General features: G+C 38.6%; 16 protein-coding genes. 9 read left to right on the forward strand and 7 right to left on the reverse strand.

Going from position 1 to position 16,652, the window contains the following annotated elements; genetic code table 11:
• Window positions 1-65 precede the first annotated feature (65 nt).
• Window positions 66-293 carry a hypothetical protein gene (locus EHQ52_RS05755; protein ID WP_135614295.1) on the forward strand — a complete coding sequence of 76 codons (228 nt, stop codon included), beginning with the start codon at window positions 66-68 and terminating at the stop codon, window positions 291-293.
• A gap of 34 nt (window positions 294-327) precedes the next feature.
• Here the strand turns inward: EHQ52_RS05755 and EHQ52_RS05760 are convergent, their stop codons facing one another.
• Window positions 328-1,626 carry an OmpA family protein gene (locus tag EHQ52_RS05760; RefSeq protein ID WP_167492208.1) on the reverse strand — a complete coding sequence of 433 codons (1,299 nt, stop codon included), beginning with the start codon at window positions 1,624-1,626 and terminating at the stop codon, window positions 328-330.
• Between the two features lie 227 nt (window positions 1,627-1,853).
• On the opposite strand from EHQ52_RS05760, the gene EHQ52_RS05765 reads away from it, so the two are divergent.
• Window positions 1,854-2,888, forward strand: a complete 1,035-nt coding sequence (locus tag EHQ52_RS05765; RefSeq protein ID WP_135614297.1) for an AraC family transcriptional regulator — start codon at window positions 1,854-1,856, stop codon at window positions 2,886-2,888.
• Between the two features lie 208 nt (window positions 2,889-3,096).
• On the forward strand, window positions 3,097-4,794 hold the full coding sequence (locus tag EHQ52_RS05770; protein ID WP_135615662.1) for an alpha/beta fold hydrolase: 1,698 nt from the start codon (window positions 3,097-3,099) through the stop codon (window positions 4,792-4,794).
• Window positions 4,795-4,843: 49 nt separating this feature from the next.
• Here the strand turns inward: EHQ52_RS05770 and EHQ52_RS05775 are convergent, their stop codons facing one another.
• Window positions 4,844-5,458: a hypothetical protein gene (locus EHQ52_RS05775; protein WP_135614298.1), complete on the reverse strand. Its 615-nt coding sequence runs from the start codon at window positions 5,456-5,458 to the stop codon at window positions 4,844-4,846.
• 94 nt (window positions 5,459-5,552) lie between these two features.
• The gene (cutA, locus tag EHQ52_RS05780) at window positions 5,553-5,870 is read right to left on the reverse strand and encodes a divalent-cation tolerance protein CutA (protein WP_100722660.1); all 318 of its coding nucleotides are present in this window, start codon (window positions 5,868-5,870) and stop codon (window positions 5,553-5,555) included.
• Window positions 5,871-5,993: 123 nt separating this feature from the next.
• Here cutA and EHQ52_RS05785 point away from each other — a divergent pair, with 123 nt between their 5' ends.
• Window positions 5,994-6,842 carry a patatin-like phospholipase family protein gene (locus EHQ52_RS05785; protein ID WP_135614299.1) on the forward strand — a complete coding sequence of 283 codons (849 nt, stop codon included), beginning with the start codon at window positions 5,994-5,996 and terminating at the stop codon, window positions 6,840-6,842.
• 89 nt (window positions 6,843-6,931) lie between these two features.
• On the opposite strand, the gene EHQ52_RS20040 is transcribed toward EHQ52_RS05785, so the two are convergent.
• The 3 genes from EHQ52_RS20040 to EHQ52_RS20045 all read right to left on the reverse strand — a co-directional run bounded on the left by EHQ52_RS20040 (window position 6,932) and on the right by EHQ52_RS20045 (window position 9,255).
• Complete coding sequence (locus EHQ52_RS20040; RefSeq protein WP_165782587.1) at window positions 6,932-7,078, reverse strand: hypothetical protein; 147 nt, start codon at window positions 7,076-7,078, stop codon at window positions 6,932-6,934.
• 453 nt (window positions 7,079-7,531) lie between these two features.
• Window positions 7,532-8,893: a hypothetical protein gene (locus EHQ52_RS05790; RefSeq protein ID WP_135614300.1), complete on the reverse strand. Its 1,362-nt coding sequence runs from the start codon at window positions 8,891-8,893 to the stop codon at window positions 7,532-7,534.
• Between the two features lie 215 nt (window positions 8,894-9,108).
• Window positions 9,109-9,255 (reverse strand): hypothetical protein, encoded by a 147-nt coding sequence (locus tag EHQ52_RS20045; protein ID WP_167492184.1) that lies wholly within the window; start codon window positions 9,253-9,255, stop codon window positions 9,109-9,111.
• 443 nt (window positions 9,256-9,698) lie between these two features.
• Here EHQ52_RS20045 and EHQ52_RS05795 point away from each other — a divergent pair, with 443 nt between their 5' ends.
• From EHQ52_RS05795 to EHQ52_RS05815, 5 genes are all read left to right on the forward strand, one after another.
• On the forward strand, window positions 9,699-10,862 hold the full coding sequence (locus EHQ52_RS05795; RefSeq protein WP_135614301.1) for an acyl-CoA dehydrogenase family protein: 1,164 nt from the start codon (window positions 9,699-9,701) through the stop codon (window positions 10,860-10,862).
• Window positions 10,863-10,948: 86 nt separating this feature from the next.
• Window positions 10,949-12,373, forward strand: coding sequence for an anthranilate synthase component I (gene trpE, locus EHQ52_RS05800; protein WP_208653459.1), 1,425 nt, complete (start codon window positions 10,949-10,951; stop codon window positions 12,371-12,373).
• Window positions 12,370-12,948 (forward strand): anthranilate synthase component II, encoded by a 579-nt coding sequence (locus tag EHQ52_RS05805; protein WP_135614303.1) that lies wholly within the window; start codon window positions 12,370-12,372, stop codon window positions 12,946-12,948. Before trpE ends, EHQ52_RS05805 begins: the two co-directional genes overlap by 4 nt.
• A gap of 5 nt (window positions 12,949-12,953) precedes the next feature.
• A complete protein-coding gene (locus tag EHQ52_RS05810) occupies window positions 12,954-14,861 on the forward strand; it encodes an ABC transporter ATP-binding protein (RefSeq protein ID WP_135614304.1) in 1,908 nt (635 codons plus the stop codon).
• Window positions 14,858-15,274, forward strand: coding sequence for a response regulator (locus tag EHQ52_RS05815; RefSeq protein ID WP_135614305.1), 417 nt, complete (start codon window positions 14,858-14,860; stop codon window positions 15,272-15,274). Before EHQ52_RS05810 ends, EHQ52_RS05815 begins: the two co-directional genes overlap by 4 nt.
• Here the strand turns inward: EHQ52_RS05815 and EHQ52_RS05820 are convergent.
• Complete coding sequence (locus tag EHQ52_RS05820) at window positions 15,271-16,401, reverse strand: carbon-nitrogen hydrolase family protein (RefSeq protein ID WP_135614306.1); 1,131 nt, start codon at window positions 16,399-16,401, stop codon at window positions 15,271-15,273. The genes EHQ52_RS05815 and EHQ52_RS05820 overlap by 4 nt on opposite strands.
• Window positions 16,402-16,652: the final 251 nt, after the last annotated feature.

The raw sequence follows: 16,652 nt of genomic DNA on the forward strand, positions 1-16,652 counted from the left end.
TTGCTTTTTTTATATCTTTCGTTATGTTATCCGCCTACTAATCTAAACATAAATAGGTGAAAAGAATGAAAGTTAGAAACCTCGTATTTTGTCTTATTCTAATATTCGGTTTTATTTCCTGCGGAAGTAATCCAGTAGAACGCTGCCAAGACAGAAGAAAAATAATGAGAGACGCAGTTTGCCAAGCTGTTGGCGCTCACGAACCTGGAACGGAATCTTATAATAACATCCTTCTTTCTTGCTTAATGGAAAATACCCATCTTAACGAATGTGAAAGTGAAGGTTATTTTTAATTCTAAACTTTTTCCTAAGAGCAAAGGCCGAAGATTATTCCAAAACGATAGTGATATCCACTCTTCGGTTTTTTGCTCTACCTGATTCTGTGGAATTTTCAGTTACAGGCTGGGACTTACCATAACCTCTATAGGACATTCTAGTTTCTTCTATTCCGTAAGAATCTCTTAACTCTTGCAGAACTGATAACGCTCTGTCTTGGGAAAGTTTTAGATTATATTCTTGGCTTCCTTTATCATCTGTATGTCCGCCTATCCGAATTTCTTTGTCCGGATATTTTTTCAGAACATCTGCGATCCTTTCTAAGACCTTTTTGGCTTCCTGCTTTAATTCGGATTTATTATAATCAAACAAAAGATTATCTAAAGAAAGTACAACGCCCTCATTCGATTTTCTGATCTCAACTGGAGCTCGATCTGGGACTTCTTCTTCCGGATTTCCTTCCCATTCAGGCCATTCTAATCCGTTACTTTTTTTACCAGTTGGTTTCTTTTTAGGATAAGCAGTTCCTTCCGGGAAAGGTCCAAGGATCCTTTTAACTTCTTCTGCAATTTTATCCTTATCGTTTTCTGTAACAGAATTTTGTTTGGAATAAACTCCGTGGATCTCAAAAGACATTTCTTGAGCGATCCCATTCGGAAAAACAAATGTATATGCAAGTTGAACATACTTGTATTGAGGAACACCTTGTTCAGAATCAAAGAATACTTTTCCTTTTGCAAAGCCGTAAATTTTGTAAGGAATATTCTGAGCAACAGGATCTGATTCCTTCATTAAGTTATAATTATATTCTATAAGATCTGCATTTCCTTTTTTACCTGCATATTGCCAATCTCCCTTCCCTTGGTAAACATACTTAGCTTGGACTGGGATCTCGATTCTTGCCGTTGGGAACTGAAAACTTTCAGAAGCAGGCTTAGTCCATTCTTCTCCCACACCTACTTCTTTCGCAGAGAAGCTAGGCAATGATCTAAGGTTGGGCATACTGTATTCTGGAGGAACCGTATATTGGCCCAATTCTGAAATATTAAATTTACTCTTAAAAGTTTTGTCTTTATAAAATGCAGGATCTAATTCAGGAAATTTAATATAGGTATCAAATATTGCAGAAAAATCGCATCCTTCTTTTTTGCAGCTAGTCGCCTTAAGTAAAATTCGATTTTTATCTTCTCTATTGATAACTCTAAGGCCTTGCCTCGCCTTTACTCTATGGTATTCGTTTAATTCTAGATCGTCCCCGGATTTCATTTTCCATCGGAACAGTACCGGAGTTTCGGAAAATATATAAGAGGGAATTAAGAAGAATAATATGAGGAACCCTCTGAATGCCATATATATAGTTTCGAAAAATTTCCCTAAAAACTTAGAAAGGAATCTCAAAAAACTGGTCTCTTTCCAGGATATTTTAGACTAAAACGGCCCATATTTCTGCACTGAAAAGTGATTTGCGGACTTATATTCTAAACGTAAGAACTTGACAAGTATGGGATATAAATTCATCCAATTAGTTCGTGGTTCCTCATTTCCATGAGATCGTATTCTTCGGAGTTTTGTTTTGTATGCTCCTTTCTGTGGCATGCCTACTCCGGCCTGAGAAAAGTGCAGGTTTAAGGATCTTATCTTTATTATCTTTTTGTGTTTCTATCCAATTCTTATATGTTTATTTTCTTTTAAAGGGGATTTATTTCGAACCTTCGTTTTTAAATCATCTTCATATTCCATTCGCATGGTTCTTAGGACCTGGAATGTATAGTTTGTATTCTGTTACAGTTAGAGAAGAGAAGTTCACACCCTTCGAAAGGAGTTTTTATCTTCCAGGAATACTTCTTCTTATCTTATTTCCTATCTTGCATTTAGTTTTACCTCAAATCTTTCTAAGTCATCCTATAGATTATTTCGAGAAGGGTTCCACAAATTGGTCGGATATCCTGCTGTTAGGTGCATATTCTGCAAATTTAGTATTTTATTCTTCTATCGTTTGGCAGACAAGAGCAGCTTTCCAATTAGAAAGACTGAAAAAAGATGCAGGTACGAGGATACTTCTGTTCGTTATAATCGGAAGTGGAAGTGTAACTTCTATCCTTGTTATTTCTTATTTAATCAGAGATATTAATTTATTATTCATTTCTGTTCTAAGCACTGTTATCTATGCAGTCGCAGGTTATCTGGCACAAATTTATTCTCCGGAAGTTTTCAGCGAGATGGGACCTTCGATGAGAGATGCATATCGTAATTCCAGATTAGAAGGTGTGGACACAACTGATCTGGAAAATCGTTTGGAAAGTTTGATGTCAAAAGAAAAAATCTATCTACAAGAAGATCTTTCTCTTTCCATACTATCCAATCAGTTAGATATCAAACCATATCAACTTTCAGAATTTCTAAATCAAAGAATGGGCACTAACTTTGCAAAGTTTGTAAATGGTTTCAGAGTAGCAGAAGCAGTTCGTATATTACAAAAAGAAGAAGGAGCCAATATTCTCTCTGTTGCTTACAGATCCGGCTTCAATTCAAAGGCGACTTTCAATCTTGCATTCAAATCAATACAAGGTGTTTCTCCTAGAGAGTATCTTCGAAAATCTAAAGTCTCTTAATTGAACGAACGTTTTCTTCTAAATTTGTTTAAATAAAAAATTAAGACCTTTTAATTTGTCCAAGATTCGAATCCAAGACGACCCTCACTGATAACTGTCTTATACTCCCTCTTCATAAATTAGCTAAAAAGTCAAAGACTGAAAAAGCGTATGGAGAATAGTGATGAGAAAAATATACCGAACGTTAGTTATGCGATTTTGCATACTAATGATGATCGTAGGAGGATCTTTTTACTCTTGTAAAAGTGATTCTTCTCAAAATGCGGAAGCTGCAGCCCTCTTAGCTTCCTTAGATCCAAGCTTGGCTCAAGCTTCCGGAAACAAAGGTGTTTCCGAGTTAGAAGATTCAAGCGGCCAGATCCAAAATGCATTCGCGCAAGAGAGCGACGGAAGTTTCACTTTCGACAATACCATCAAGGTAACTGCAAACGACGGAGTTGTGTTAGAGGCTAGCCTTTTCACTCCTTCTACCCCTTCCCCTACCGGAAAATACCCAACAGTAATTTTCGTGAATAGCTGGGCGTTGAATAAATATGAGTATCTGGTTCCTGCTGCGAAACTCGCTAAAAAGGGATACATTGTTCTCTCTTATAGCACAAGAGGTTTCGGAGCTTCCGGAGGACTCATTGATACTGCTGGTCCAAAAGATAGAGCTGACTTAAGCAAAATTATCGATTGGTTACTTGCGAACACTCAAACCGATTTAGCTAACATAGGTATTTCAGGTATTTCTTATGGTGCCGGAATTTCCTTAGCAGGCGTAAGCACTGAGCCTAGAATTAAAACTGCTGTCGCAATGAGTGGTTGGGGAAATCTAAAACGTTCTCTTTATGGCAATGACACTCCTAGATTGATCTGGGGATTATTGCTTGTTGCTTCCAGTTATATCACAGGAAAACCTGATCCGATCATCGCGCAGAATTTCGGAAAACTTCTACAACATACGGATATTGATTCTGTTACCACATGGGCAGCAGATCGTTCTCCTGAAACTTTTGTAGGACAATTGAATGCTTCTGCAGGTAAGTCTGTAATGATCTCGAATAACTTCGAGGATTTCTTATTTAACCCGAATGCGGTTTTAGATTATTATTCTAAGATTACTGTTCCTAAAAAACTTTTAATGAACGAAGGAATTCATGCTTCCGCAGAAATCGGTGGCATCCTCGGTTTTTCCGGTACAGTATGGGACAACGCATACGATTGGTTCGATTATTGGTTGAAAGGAGTCAATAACGGGATCATGGACAAACCTCAGGTTACTTTCCAAAAACGTTTTGCGGGACCTAGAGTAACTCTTCCTTCTTGGCCTTCTCCAACTGTTTCTGATAAAACTTTTTATCTGAAACCAAGAGGTTTATTCACTAACGGAGAAATTGGAACAAGCCAAAACACTACTGTAACTAGCACAGGAATTCTTTCCGGAGCAGACACTGTTGCAAGCACTGGATTTCCTTTACTTGCGGATATTCTTGCTTCTCACGCGGATATTCCTGTAACAACCAATTTAGGTTTAGTAAGCAGAGTGAATGGAATCGTTTACCAATCTTCTAACCTTAGCTCTACAGTAAAGATCAGAGGTAAAATGTTCTGGAACGGAAGAATCTCTTCCAGCCTAGGAAAGGCTAACGTGAACGTTTACTTCTACGATGTAGATAAATACGGCACCGCTACTTTGATCACTCATGGTACATCTACTATTTTCGATGCTGGATGGTATGAAACAAAAGATATGTCTATCGATCTAAATGCGGTAGCTTATGATGTTCCTGCAGGAAATAAGATCGCGATTGCAATCGATACTTTCGATTCACAATACTCGGTGCCTACTGTGCTGATTTATGGTCTGGATGTGAAACACTCCAAAACCCCACAATCCACTTTAGTGATCCAATCGGAGAATTAATTTAGGATTTCCATTCCCCTCTTTTAACGGCGGGCTTGCCCGCCCTTTTTTATGCCTCTCTTTCTTTTCTCCACTGGATATAATCAGGCAATTCTACTAGTTCAATAAATCCTTCTTCCTCTGGATCATCAGGAAGCATTCCGATGTCGTAATATCCGATTTCTTTGGTGTATGTATCTTCGCCAAGAAGAGCTTCTAATAATAGGCCAACTGCTTTTTTGAGATTAGGATTGGATTCTACATTCGGGAAATCGGGGAAACAGATCCGAACTCCGAAACTTTTAGGAAGGTTTGTGTTCTCTAAAGGTAGAAACCAGATCTCTTCTGAATCTAATTCCAAACCTTCGTGAAATATGACTGTGCCTTTTTCTTGGTATTGGTCTACGGAAAATACATCCCAGCCTGAAATTTCGGGAGCGAGGTCTACAAATCTTTCCGCCTCTGCGTACAGATCCTCGTCTCCTGCTGTGACCACTGTGAATTCGTGAGGACTTTCGTCTCCCCCGCCAATCTCGAAAAAAAACTCGGAATTCACTTCCTGGAGTCGATCCATCAGGTCGTCCAAAAGACGATCTCTTTCTTTATCTTCCAGGTCATCTAGTTTAGTGTAATACCGGCTGTTTTGGGAAAACCAGGTCCAAAACTTTTCCGCTTTTTCTACCATTCATCCGCCTCAGTCACGAATCTATTGGAATTTCCAACCAAGAGACTCGATAAAAATATCCGAATGTATGAAAAGAATGTTTAAAGGGAAAGAATTATTTTCCGATTTCCGAATCTATCCAACGCAAATACTTTTGGTTCGCCTCTTTGATTTCCCAGGAAACGATACAAGGGACCGTGTAACTATGTAGTTCCGAAATTCTTGCTACGACTTTTTCCGCCTCAGAATCTTTAGTTTTTAATAAAAGAACCGTTTCCTGATTATGCTCCAGTCTTCCATGCCATCTATAAATAGATTTCATACCAGGGATCAAATTGGCACAGGCAACCAGTCTTTCGTTCACTAAAGTTTCCGCGATTTTTAAAGCCTCTGTCTCATTCTTCGTGGTGACGTAAAAAGTTCGATAGCTCATCCTATAGTGATACTCCTGGAATTGAATTGTTTCAAGGATGATTCTCCAAATTCACAAAACGAAAGTCCTAAAAGTTAAGGTAAAATTCTGGACAAAGTCCCCCTCTAAATTAAGAAATTCGCAATGGCTCCCAAAAAATCGCCTAATCTTATCTTTAAAAAATCGTATGACGCATTAGCTTTGAATTCCGCATTTTTCGGATTCTATGCGCACTCCGGTTTCTCTCTCGGACTAAAAGAGATCGGTTTTAAACCTGCGGCTATCGCGGGCTCTAGCTCAGGAGCTTTAATCGGTTCCTTAGTTTCAGCAGGAATTCCTCCAGAAGAGATCACAAGATTCATTCTTACTTTGCAAAAAAGTGATTTCTGGGATGGAAACTTCTTCAGCCAGTTCCTGAAACCGTTTAGAAAAGGACTTAAAAATTATTCGGGTATTCTTTCCGGAAAAAAGATCAGGGCATTATTAGAACCTTACTTAGGAGGTAAGGATATTTCTGAGATGCCTATCAAGATGGGAATTGCAGTTTCTAATCTCACCAAAGGCATCAGAGAATTAAAGACCGAAGGTAATATTGTAGATATGATCATGGCATCCATGACATTCCCTATTCTATTCGAAGTTCCAAACTTAAATGGAGAGGAATTTTTAGATGGTGGAGTTGCAGATGCAGAGCCTATCAAAGAATTTATCTTGGATCCAAGTATCAAAAGGATTGTGATCCATGATATTGAGAACCGCAAACCTGTTTCTGATAAAATACTGATGAGAGCTTTCGATTCTTGTGTGAGTGTGATCGCAAGTGAGACCCGAGATCTTAAAGAATTATTAGCAAAGAAGTACGGTAAAAAAATTATCAGAGTGGTAACCAATACTCCCTATCTTCATCCAAACAAAATGGAAAACGGAAGATTAGCTCTCGAGTTAGGAAGAAGGTCCGCTCATTTTATGAAGTCCCAAATATTGGGGGCCTAAATACAAAAGCCGCCCGACAAGATCGGACGGCTCGGAGAAATGATCTAGAGAATAATCGAAGTTCGGAATTCTACTTTTCCGTTCTTATATTATTTCTTTGCGTCTTTTTTAGGATCAGCTTTTGGAGCTTCTTTCTTTGCTTCTTCTTTTTTAGGAGCTTCTTTCTTTTCTTCCGCGCTTAAAGCAAAAGCTGCTACAAGAGACAAAGTGGTGATTGCTAATACTAGTTTTTTCATTTAGAATTCTTCCTTTTCCTTAATTCCACCTTCCGGTGTGCAAAAGACCATACCACAAGGACATCTGCCTTACAAGCAAAAATTACGTTATAACAGATAAAAAATCCGTAATTACGTAAATGGGTCCAAAAAATACAGAAGTTTGCCTGTGGGAAAAAATAGCTGACAATGAGGGGTTGATCTTATGAATAAGAAACAGGAGTCTTCGGACTCCTATCGTCGCTTCACTCTTATATCCGGTGCGGCTTAAACCCAGCCGGATCCTTTTTTGAAGACGATTAACAGATAGTTCTTCTTGCTATATTGAAATAAAAAAGGGCCTCCTTTGCGGGAGGCCCTTTTTGTCGCTGCACTCTTATATCCAGTGCGGCTTAAACCCAGCCGGATCCTTTTTGGCCTTAAACGTATAGATTGCAGATTTTATGAAATTCTAAAATTTCATAAAATATAGTATTAGTTAGTAATTTCTGCAAAGTCAGATCCTGGCTCCCAGTTAAATTTCTTTTCATATTCTTTCCCCTGACAAGATACCTCTTGATTATGGTCCGGAAATTTCCCAGTGATTGAAATTTCACCTTTATCTAAATAATACTCCGTGCATTCTAAATCTTCTCCCCAAAGAAGAATCAATTTATCACCTTTAAATAAACTATAGATACTCAATCCATTGCCGCTGCCTGGAATATTCCGCGGAAAAGAATGAATAATTTCATCATTTCCATCACCGTTGAAATCGAAGGACTCCACGTTATGAAAAGTATGTCCTGTTTCGATAAATTCATTCCCTGATTGTATAAAGAATTTTCCGTATTGTCTTTTTATAGGAATATAATCGCCTGAATATTCAGTTGGATATACAACGTATCCCTTTTTATTTCCGAAAGCAAATTCCTTTAAATCTATGTTATGAAAGTCAACCTGATATGCATATGCTCGCGCAATTTGAATTGCGAGTGATTCTCCATACTTTTCGATAAAATCCTTCGCAGTTATAGTAAATAGATCTAAACCATAATTTAAAGAAGAGGCAGAGACATATCCAATTACATTTTCTTCCTTTCCATCCACGTGACCACCGGACAAGGAAAATATTGACTCTTTCAAATAGATGAATACTTCTCCATTCGACTTTATAATTTTTTTTGAGAAAGGAATATAGGAGGAATAAGTTGATATATTTTTCTTTTCCCTTTTAATCAAATTTCCATCTTTAATACCATATACAAAATCCTCTAAATAAGAGACGTTAACCCATCCATTTTCCGAGACTTCTGATAATTTTTCCTTATTCGAGACCTTGCCAATATCTTCCTGATTTTCAATAAAGAGCCATCCTGCTTTCGCAAATTCAGAGCCACCAAAATACCAACGCCCTCTCTTGCCAGCGATATCAAATTCATCTATTGTTTCAAATTGCAAATGAAGTATTTGCCCCTCCTCCATGTTACTTATCCTTTTTGCTAATACTTGAGGAGAGATTAATAGTTCAGTTTGTAATTCAGTTTTATAATTCTTGCGGCTGGCCTTCTGGATCGGAAAGAATTCCGTGCCAAACAATAGTTTCAACCGTGGGACCTTCCCTATTCCATGGTTAGTTTTAATTATGATTTTTTTAGCGATGGACTCATCTTTTTCTAAAACCCAAAAGGATCGAGGAGGTAGGTCAATCTCAACCAGGTCTCCAGGAAGCAAATTAGGACTAATTCCATCTTTTTGAATTGGTTCTATTTGATAAAATCCGTAAACAGTAACGGCAAGTTGTCTTTCACTTTTTGGCCCGGAAAACAAAGAAAGAGAAAGGAAAAAAGAAAGCAAAAACGCAAGTTTCCTAAATGTAGACACAATAAAATACCTTTGAACCGTATGAAATATTACTAAGGCAAGCGTATTTAATCTAACGCCAAAATCACTCTTTTTCTTCTGATCCTATTTTAATAAACCATTCAAATAAAAAAGGGCCTCCTTTGCGGGAGGCCCTTTTTGTCGCTGCACTCTTATATCCAGTGCTGACGTCATAAGCCCTTTCGGGATTATTTTTTTGCTTCTTTCTTAGCGTCAGCCTTAGGTGCTTCTTTCTTTGCTTCCTCTTTTTTAGGAGCCTCTTTTTTCTCTTCTGCGCTTAGTGCGAAAGCTGCAACGAGAGCAAGAGTAGTAATCGCTAATACTAGTTTTTTCATGGACATTATCCTTTTAATTGTTTTGGCCTCAGAAAAATCCCGGGGCCGAGGTTAAAGATAATCCGGAAAAGTTCAGACCGCCCACAATCAAAATTCAAAAGTTTATATAAAATTTTGCTAAACTAGCCTTCTTCTTTTTTTATAAAACATATTTAAAAGAAGGATTTGAAACCTACTTCATGGAACTAAAGGAAAACTCATTCGGGTCTTAGAGGAAGAGAGTTTTTCGCTTATTATATCTTCAACGGAAATTTATTTCCAAAACTAAACCCCAAACCCAATGCCGTCTTTTAGGCATTTAAGCGATTTCCGGATTTTTCTCGTCTCTCCTAATCCAATCGTACGTTCTTGACTCGGTACCCTTCCGCTTAGAACCTGTTCCCAGGGTTCATACATCGCGTCTCCCGCAGATTGCCCTCATTCCAATTAAGGTTATAGTTATAATGGATTTCGCTCTTTCAGACGATCAAAAAGCGCTCAGAGGCCTTGCCAGAGATTTTGCAAAAAATGAGATTCGCCCAAAAGCAGAACATCATGATAAAACGGGAGAGTATCCTCTTCAGATCTTGAAAAAAGCCTGGGAAATCGGCTTAATGAATATCCATATTCCGGAAAAATATAACGGAGCCGGAATGACCGAGTTAGATGATACAATCATCGGAGAGGAATTATTCTGGGGTTGTTCTGCAATGGCAACTGCTATCCTTGCAAACAACTTGGCATTGGCACCAGTTCTTATCGGAGCAAGTGACGAGGTCCTGAAAAAATGGATTCAGCCTATGACTGAACAATTCCAACTCTGCGCTTACGCAGTTACAGAACCTGGTGCAGGTTCTGACGTTGCGGGAATCCGCACTACTGCAAGAAAAGTTGGAGACGAATATATCATCAACGGTTCCAAAATGTGGATCACTAACGCAGGTTATGCGGATTGGTTTTTCGTACTTACTAAAACTGATCCTGCTGCAGGTCATAAAGGTATCACAGGATTTATAGTTAGCTCCAAAACCCCAGGTGTGGTAGTCGGCAAAAAAGAATTGAACATGGGACAAAAATGTTCCGACACCCGAGGGATCACTTTCGAAGAAGTGAAAGTCCATAAAAGCCAAATGATCGGTAAAGAAGGCGATGGATTTAAGATCGCAATGGGAGCATTTGATCATACTCGTCCGGGTGTTGCGATCGGAGCAGTTGGTGTTGCGAGAGCTGCCATGGAACATGCATTAGAATATGCAAAGACTAGAACTGCATTTGGTAAACCGATCATGGAGAACCAAGCTATTTCCTTTATGATAGCAGAGATGGCGAGAGATATAGAAGCAGGAAGACTTCTTTGTCACCAAGCTGCTTGGTTGATCGATAACGGTTTCAGAAATACTTACCAAGCTTCTATCGCTAAGGTATTCTGCGCAGATGCTTGTATGAGAATCACAACTGACGCAGTTCAAGTATTAGGTGGTTACGGTTTTAACTCTGAATACCCAGTTGAAAAACTGATGAGAGATGCAAAAATTTTCCAAATTTATGAGGGAACTTCTCAAATCCAAAGATTGATCATCTCTCGTTACCTAACAGAAGGTAAAGGGATAGAAGGACCGAACCTCTGAAGGAATTTTCCTTAACATACGAAGAATTCCTAGAGAAAACAAAACTCGGGAATTTGGTCCCTGTTTTCAAACAAGTCTTCTTAGATTTGGAAACCCCGGTGTCTCTTTTTGCAAAATGGGGAGGCACCGAGGCCAAACATTCTTTTCTTCTAGAATCAGTAGAAGGTGGAGAGAATGTCGGTAGGAATTCCTTCTTAGGAAAAGATCCGTATCGATTGCTCTACGGTAAGAACGGTCTATTCTATGTTTCAAAAAGAAAAGAACCTGAAACAGAGATAATCACTTATGATCCGTTATTCCTATTGGAATATTCTATGGGAGACGATAAATACGTTCCGGATCATAGACTTCCTTCCTTCCAAGGTGGAGCAGTAGGATTTCTTTCCTTTGGTGCCGTACGTTATTACGAAAATATTCCAGATACTAAACCAGAAGATGAACCAGCACCAGATGCATACTTTGCGTTATACGATGAGGTTCTTGTAGTAGATCATGTGGATCGTCTTTTAAGGATCGTTGTAAATGCACGTCTTTCAGAATACGAAGATCCTAAAGCTTGTTACGAAGCTACATTAGAAAGAATTGATGCAATCGAAAAAGAGATCAGAGAAGGAGAACTTCCTGGTTGGGTTAAGCATCCGTTAGAATCCAAAGAAAAGTTAGAATACACTCCTAATATTCCTGACGAAGATTATAAAAAAGCAGTTCAGAAAGCTAAGGAATATATTTACGCGGGAGATATCTTCCAAGTAGTTCCTTCTAGAAAGTTGGAATTCCGACCAGGTGTTCCTCCTTTCCAAGTGTATCGCGGATTAAGAACTGTAAATCCAAGTCCTTATATGTATTTCCTAAAGTTGGATGATATTTCCTTGGTGGGATCTTCTCCTGAGATCATGGTAAAATGTAAGGATAGAAAAACTTACCTCCGACCAATCGCAGGTACAAGACCTAGAGGAGCGAATCCGGAAGCAGACAAACTTTTGGAAGAGAATCTTTTAGCGGATCCCAAAGAGATCGCTGAACATATTATGCTCGTTGACCTAGGAAGAAATGACTTAGGTAGAGTTTGCGAAGCAGGAAGTGTTCGAGTAGAAGATTTCAAAATTATAGAAAAATATTCCCACGTTATGCATATCGTAAGCCAATGTTCCGGCATTTTGGAAGAAGAAAAATCGGTTTACGATCTTCTCCGCGCAACTCTTCCTGCGGGAACAGTTTCAGGTGCACCTAAGATCAGAGCTATGGAAATCATAGACGAATTAGAAAGGACACGACGAGGAATTTATTCAGGAGCCTTAGGTTATATTTCTTACCAAGGAGATACTGACATGGCAATCGTGATCCGCACTATCTCTTTTTACGGAGAGAAGGCATTCGTCCAAGCAGGTGGTGGAGTAGTTTATGATTCTTCCCCCGAAGGCGAATTAGAAGAGACCAAAAACAAAATGGCCGCATTACTACGTGCAGTAGACTTCGCAAGAAACGGATTGAAAGGAGAATGGAATAGATGATCCTTCTCGTAGACAATTACGATTCTTTTACATACAATCTGTATCAGTATTTTTCGCAGATCGGCAATAAGGTAGAAGTTTTCCGCAATGATAAGATCGATCTAAGCGAGATCAAAAGATTAAATCCGAAAGGAATTATCTTAAGTCCAGGTCCAGGACGTCCTGAAGATTCAGGAGTTTGTATTGATATTTTAAAAGAACTGGCAGGACAATTACCGATCTTAGGTGTATGTTTAGGTCACCAAGCAATTGGCCTTGTCCATGGCGGAAAGATCGTAAACGCTCCAAATATCATGCACGGTAAAGTAAGCTTAATAGAACATGATGGTAAGGATATTTATAAATCCTTGCCTTCCCCATTTTTAGCTACTAGATATCATTCTCTTGTGATCCAGCCAGAAAGTCTTCCTGATGTATTAGAAATTTCCTCTAAGACGGAAGATGGGATTATCATGGGAGTGCGTCATAAAACAAAACCTCATTTATATGGAGTTCAATTCCATCCAGAGTCTATCATGACACAAAACGGATTGGAACTGGTGAGAAACTTTTCTCGAATCGTTTCAGAAGCATAAAACAAATGAAAATTTTCTTCCGCTTAATGAGTTATTCAGTACGTTATAAGTACAGATTTTCATTAGGTATTGCATTCGCTCTTCTCACTGCAGTCTTAAATGCAGTCTCTTTAACTTCTATCATTCCTTTATTCGATACAATGGCAGCGGATCCAAACACTCGCTTCCAATTCGAATTTACTGACGCAGAACAAGAGATCATTACTAAAGAAGAATCTAATTTAGAGATCCGATTAAACCCGGTCGAAAGGGCTAAGAAAGTTCTTATCGATGTTAAAAGATGGTCCAACGGTCGTACTAAGTATATGGAGCCTAAGGAAGTGGTTTGGGCAGTTTGTCTTTTGATCCTTCCTTTATATGGACTCAAACTGCTCACATATCTTGCTTCCGTGTATTGTCTTGCTACCGCTGGTTATTGGGCTGTGAGGGATATACGACAGGAATTATTCGAGAAGAATCAAATGCTCCCTCTTACTTTTTTCTTTAAAGAAAAAACAGGGCTTTTGATGAGCAGGATCATCAACGACGTAGAAGTAGTAGCAGCTGTGATCTCTTCTAACTTCAGAGATGCTACGATCAACTTTTTCTATGTGATCACTCACCTTTTAGTATTACTTTATCTGAATACTGAACTTCTTCTTATCGCTTGTGGAACTGTACCTTTGATCATTCTGCCAGTGACATTATTCACTAAAAAGATCACAAGATCCACAGAAAGATTCCAAGAGAAACTTGCTGATCTGAACGCGAATCTTCAAGAGATGATCTCTGGTATTAAAGTGATCCGTGTTTTTAATACTGAAAAATATGAAAAAGAAAAATTCCAGAAGATCAATCAGAACGTTTATCGTAGAAATTTTAAAGGGCAATATTATCTTCAGATCGCGCCGAGCTTGGTAGAATTAACTTCTTCTTTAGTTGCTCTTGGATTTTTTGCTTTAGGCGCAAGGTATATTCTCGCAGGAAATGTAGGCTCTCCATTCACAGTGGGACAATTCATGGTGTTCCTGCTCACACTTCTTTTCCTTCTCCGCCCATTAACACAATTATCACAGATGGTGGGAAAAATTTCCCAAGCTATCATAGCAGGAAGAAGGATCTTCGAGATCATAGATCTGGAAACAGAAGATCATAGCGAAGATGAAAAAGTAAAAGTAGAAAGAGTCACTAACTCTATTCAATTCAAAGGGATCAACTTTGCTTATCCAGGAACAAATGCAGAAGTCCTGAAAGATATCAACTTGAATGTGAAAGTAGGAGAAACAATCGCGATCGTTGGAGCCAGCGGCTGCGGGAAGTCCACTTTAATGGACTTAATTCCTAGATTCTTTGACCCAAGTGTTGGATCAATAGAGTTCGATGGAGAGAATATTAAAGACCTTTCTCTTGCAGATCTACGTAATAAAATTGGGATCGTAACCCAAGATATTTTTCTATTTCACGGAAAAGTCGCTGATAATATCGCTTATGGAAAACCAGGAGCGAGTAGAAAAGATGTGATTAGAGCTGCAAGACTTGCCCATGCTCATGACTTCATCAAACAAATGGACAATGGATACGATAGTATCCTAGGGGTGAGAGGTTTAAATCTTTCAGGCGGGCAACGACAAAGGCTTGTGATCGCAAGGGCTCTATTAAGAGATCCAGAGATTATGATCTTGGATGAAGCAACATCTGCTTTAGATGCCGAGTCAGAAAGATTAGTAAGCGATGCATTCCGCAGATTATTCGCAAACCGTACTACATTTGTGATCGCACATAGACTTTCCACGATCAAAGACATTCCACGAATACTTGTAATGGACAACGGAAGAATTGTAGAAGAAGGAAATCATACTTCTCTAATGGAACAAAACGGTCTTTATCGTAAACTTACAGACAACCAATACGCCGGAGCGGGGATGCTGCCTTGAAACCATTAGTTCTTGTAGTGGACGACAATGATCGTTATGCCAATAATCTTAAAACTTATCTCCAAGAAAATGGATGCGAAGTCCTGCGTGCAATCGATGCATCCCAAGGCTGGGATCTTTATCTCGCTAATAAACATAAACTCAAAGCTATCATCACTGATATCACAATGGAAACCCAAACCTCAGGCCTCTGGATGATCCGTAAGATCTACCAGGACGGATTCGAAGGAATTAAGGTGATCGCCACTACCGGGTTTGATGTTTCCGGTGTAATGGCAATCAGTAAGTATTTCCTACCTTGGTTTGCAGGTGTAGAGTATATGGTGCCTAAGGTTCCTTTAAAAAAAGGAGAGGTTATACTTTTGCCTACGAGCGGAGTCTTTTCAGATTTTTTAAGTAAACTGAAAGCCTAAAGCCAAACATTATATATTCTATTTTTATTATGTGGAGAAACTAAAACTGTTTCAGGCTTTCCATTTCGTAAGATAAAAGCCTGGCCGTCCGATTCCAGATCCCATAGTTTCCCTTGCAAAAACACGTTGATCCCATTTTTAAATCCGGATCTGGCCGCCCTGGTTTCCAATGCGTATTTTTTCCAGGCCTGCCCCTCTGTGATCTTTCCAATATCCTTTGGATCTACATCAGAAGGATTTTTTTCTCCATTATAACCAGCCCAAGATTGATCCCAAACGGAAACCTCTCCTCGATTGATATAAGAAGGAACTGCAACGAAGTCTGCACCAGATTCTTTTAAATTCGAATAAGATTCAGGATACCAAGAGTCGGCACAAACCAAAACTCCCATTCTTCCTATAGGAGTATCTATTACTGTCCCTGATTTCGAATTAGGATCTAAGAATGGTTTCTCTTCTTCCGTTAAAAACTTTTTACGGATCGGTTCGCCTAAAACAGAACCATCTTTTCCAAACACAAAGCTTGTATTAAATAAAGAAGAAGGACCTAAAATAATCTTACCATTCTGAACAGAAGGAGAAGGTAAAACTATAGACCCAGCCAAGATCGTTGTTTGGTATTTCTGAGCAAGGGCAGAGAAGGTACTTTCATAGATTTCCTTCATCTCATTTGCTTTGATCTTAAATATAGCCGCCTGAACCTTATCATTCTCCTTAGAAGTAATCAGATGATACAAAAAGGAAAAAGGGTTTCGAAAAATGAAATAAACCATTCCGGATTGCAGGTTTGGGGAAGTATATAAAGATGTTTTTTCTCCTGAAACAACCAACCAGGTTCCGTAATATTCAGGAAAAACAAAAATTGTCTTATCAGTGATCCATCCGGCTTCTTTTGCGCGTATAAAATATGATTCGGTCTTATCTAAGAACCTATTACGGTTCGAATAATCGCCAGGAACCATAAAAGGCTCTACTCCAATCAAGTTTCCTTTAGAGGAATCCCTGCCGTAAAAGTAAGAACTTATCTCAATAGCTTTGTCTTCAGGCGAATTTCCCAAAAAAGAATAAGCCCAAATCGAATATGCGCATACCAATGATAGAATGCCGTAAAATGAATACTTCTTCATGCTACTCCCACCCCTATACACCAAATTGACTTTAAGTTTTTATAATATAAAATAAACAAACGTTCACTTATTGATCCATCTATATCAATAAAATAAAGAATCTTAAACAATAAGCAAACACAATTAGCGAACAATTGTTAACTAACTTATTTAACTAACAAATGTTCATCAGCATAATAATTATACATTCATATTATAAAATAGGAAAATAGATATGTATAGCATTTGTTACATCTCATGGAACAGCGTTC

Origin of the sequence: Leptospira koniambonensis (assembly GCF_004769555.1) — a bacterium.
GTDB lineage: Bacteria > Spirochaetota > Leptospiria > Leptospirales > Leptospiraceae > Leptospira_B > Leptospira_B koniambonensis.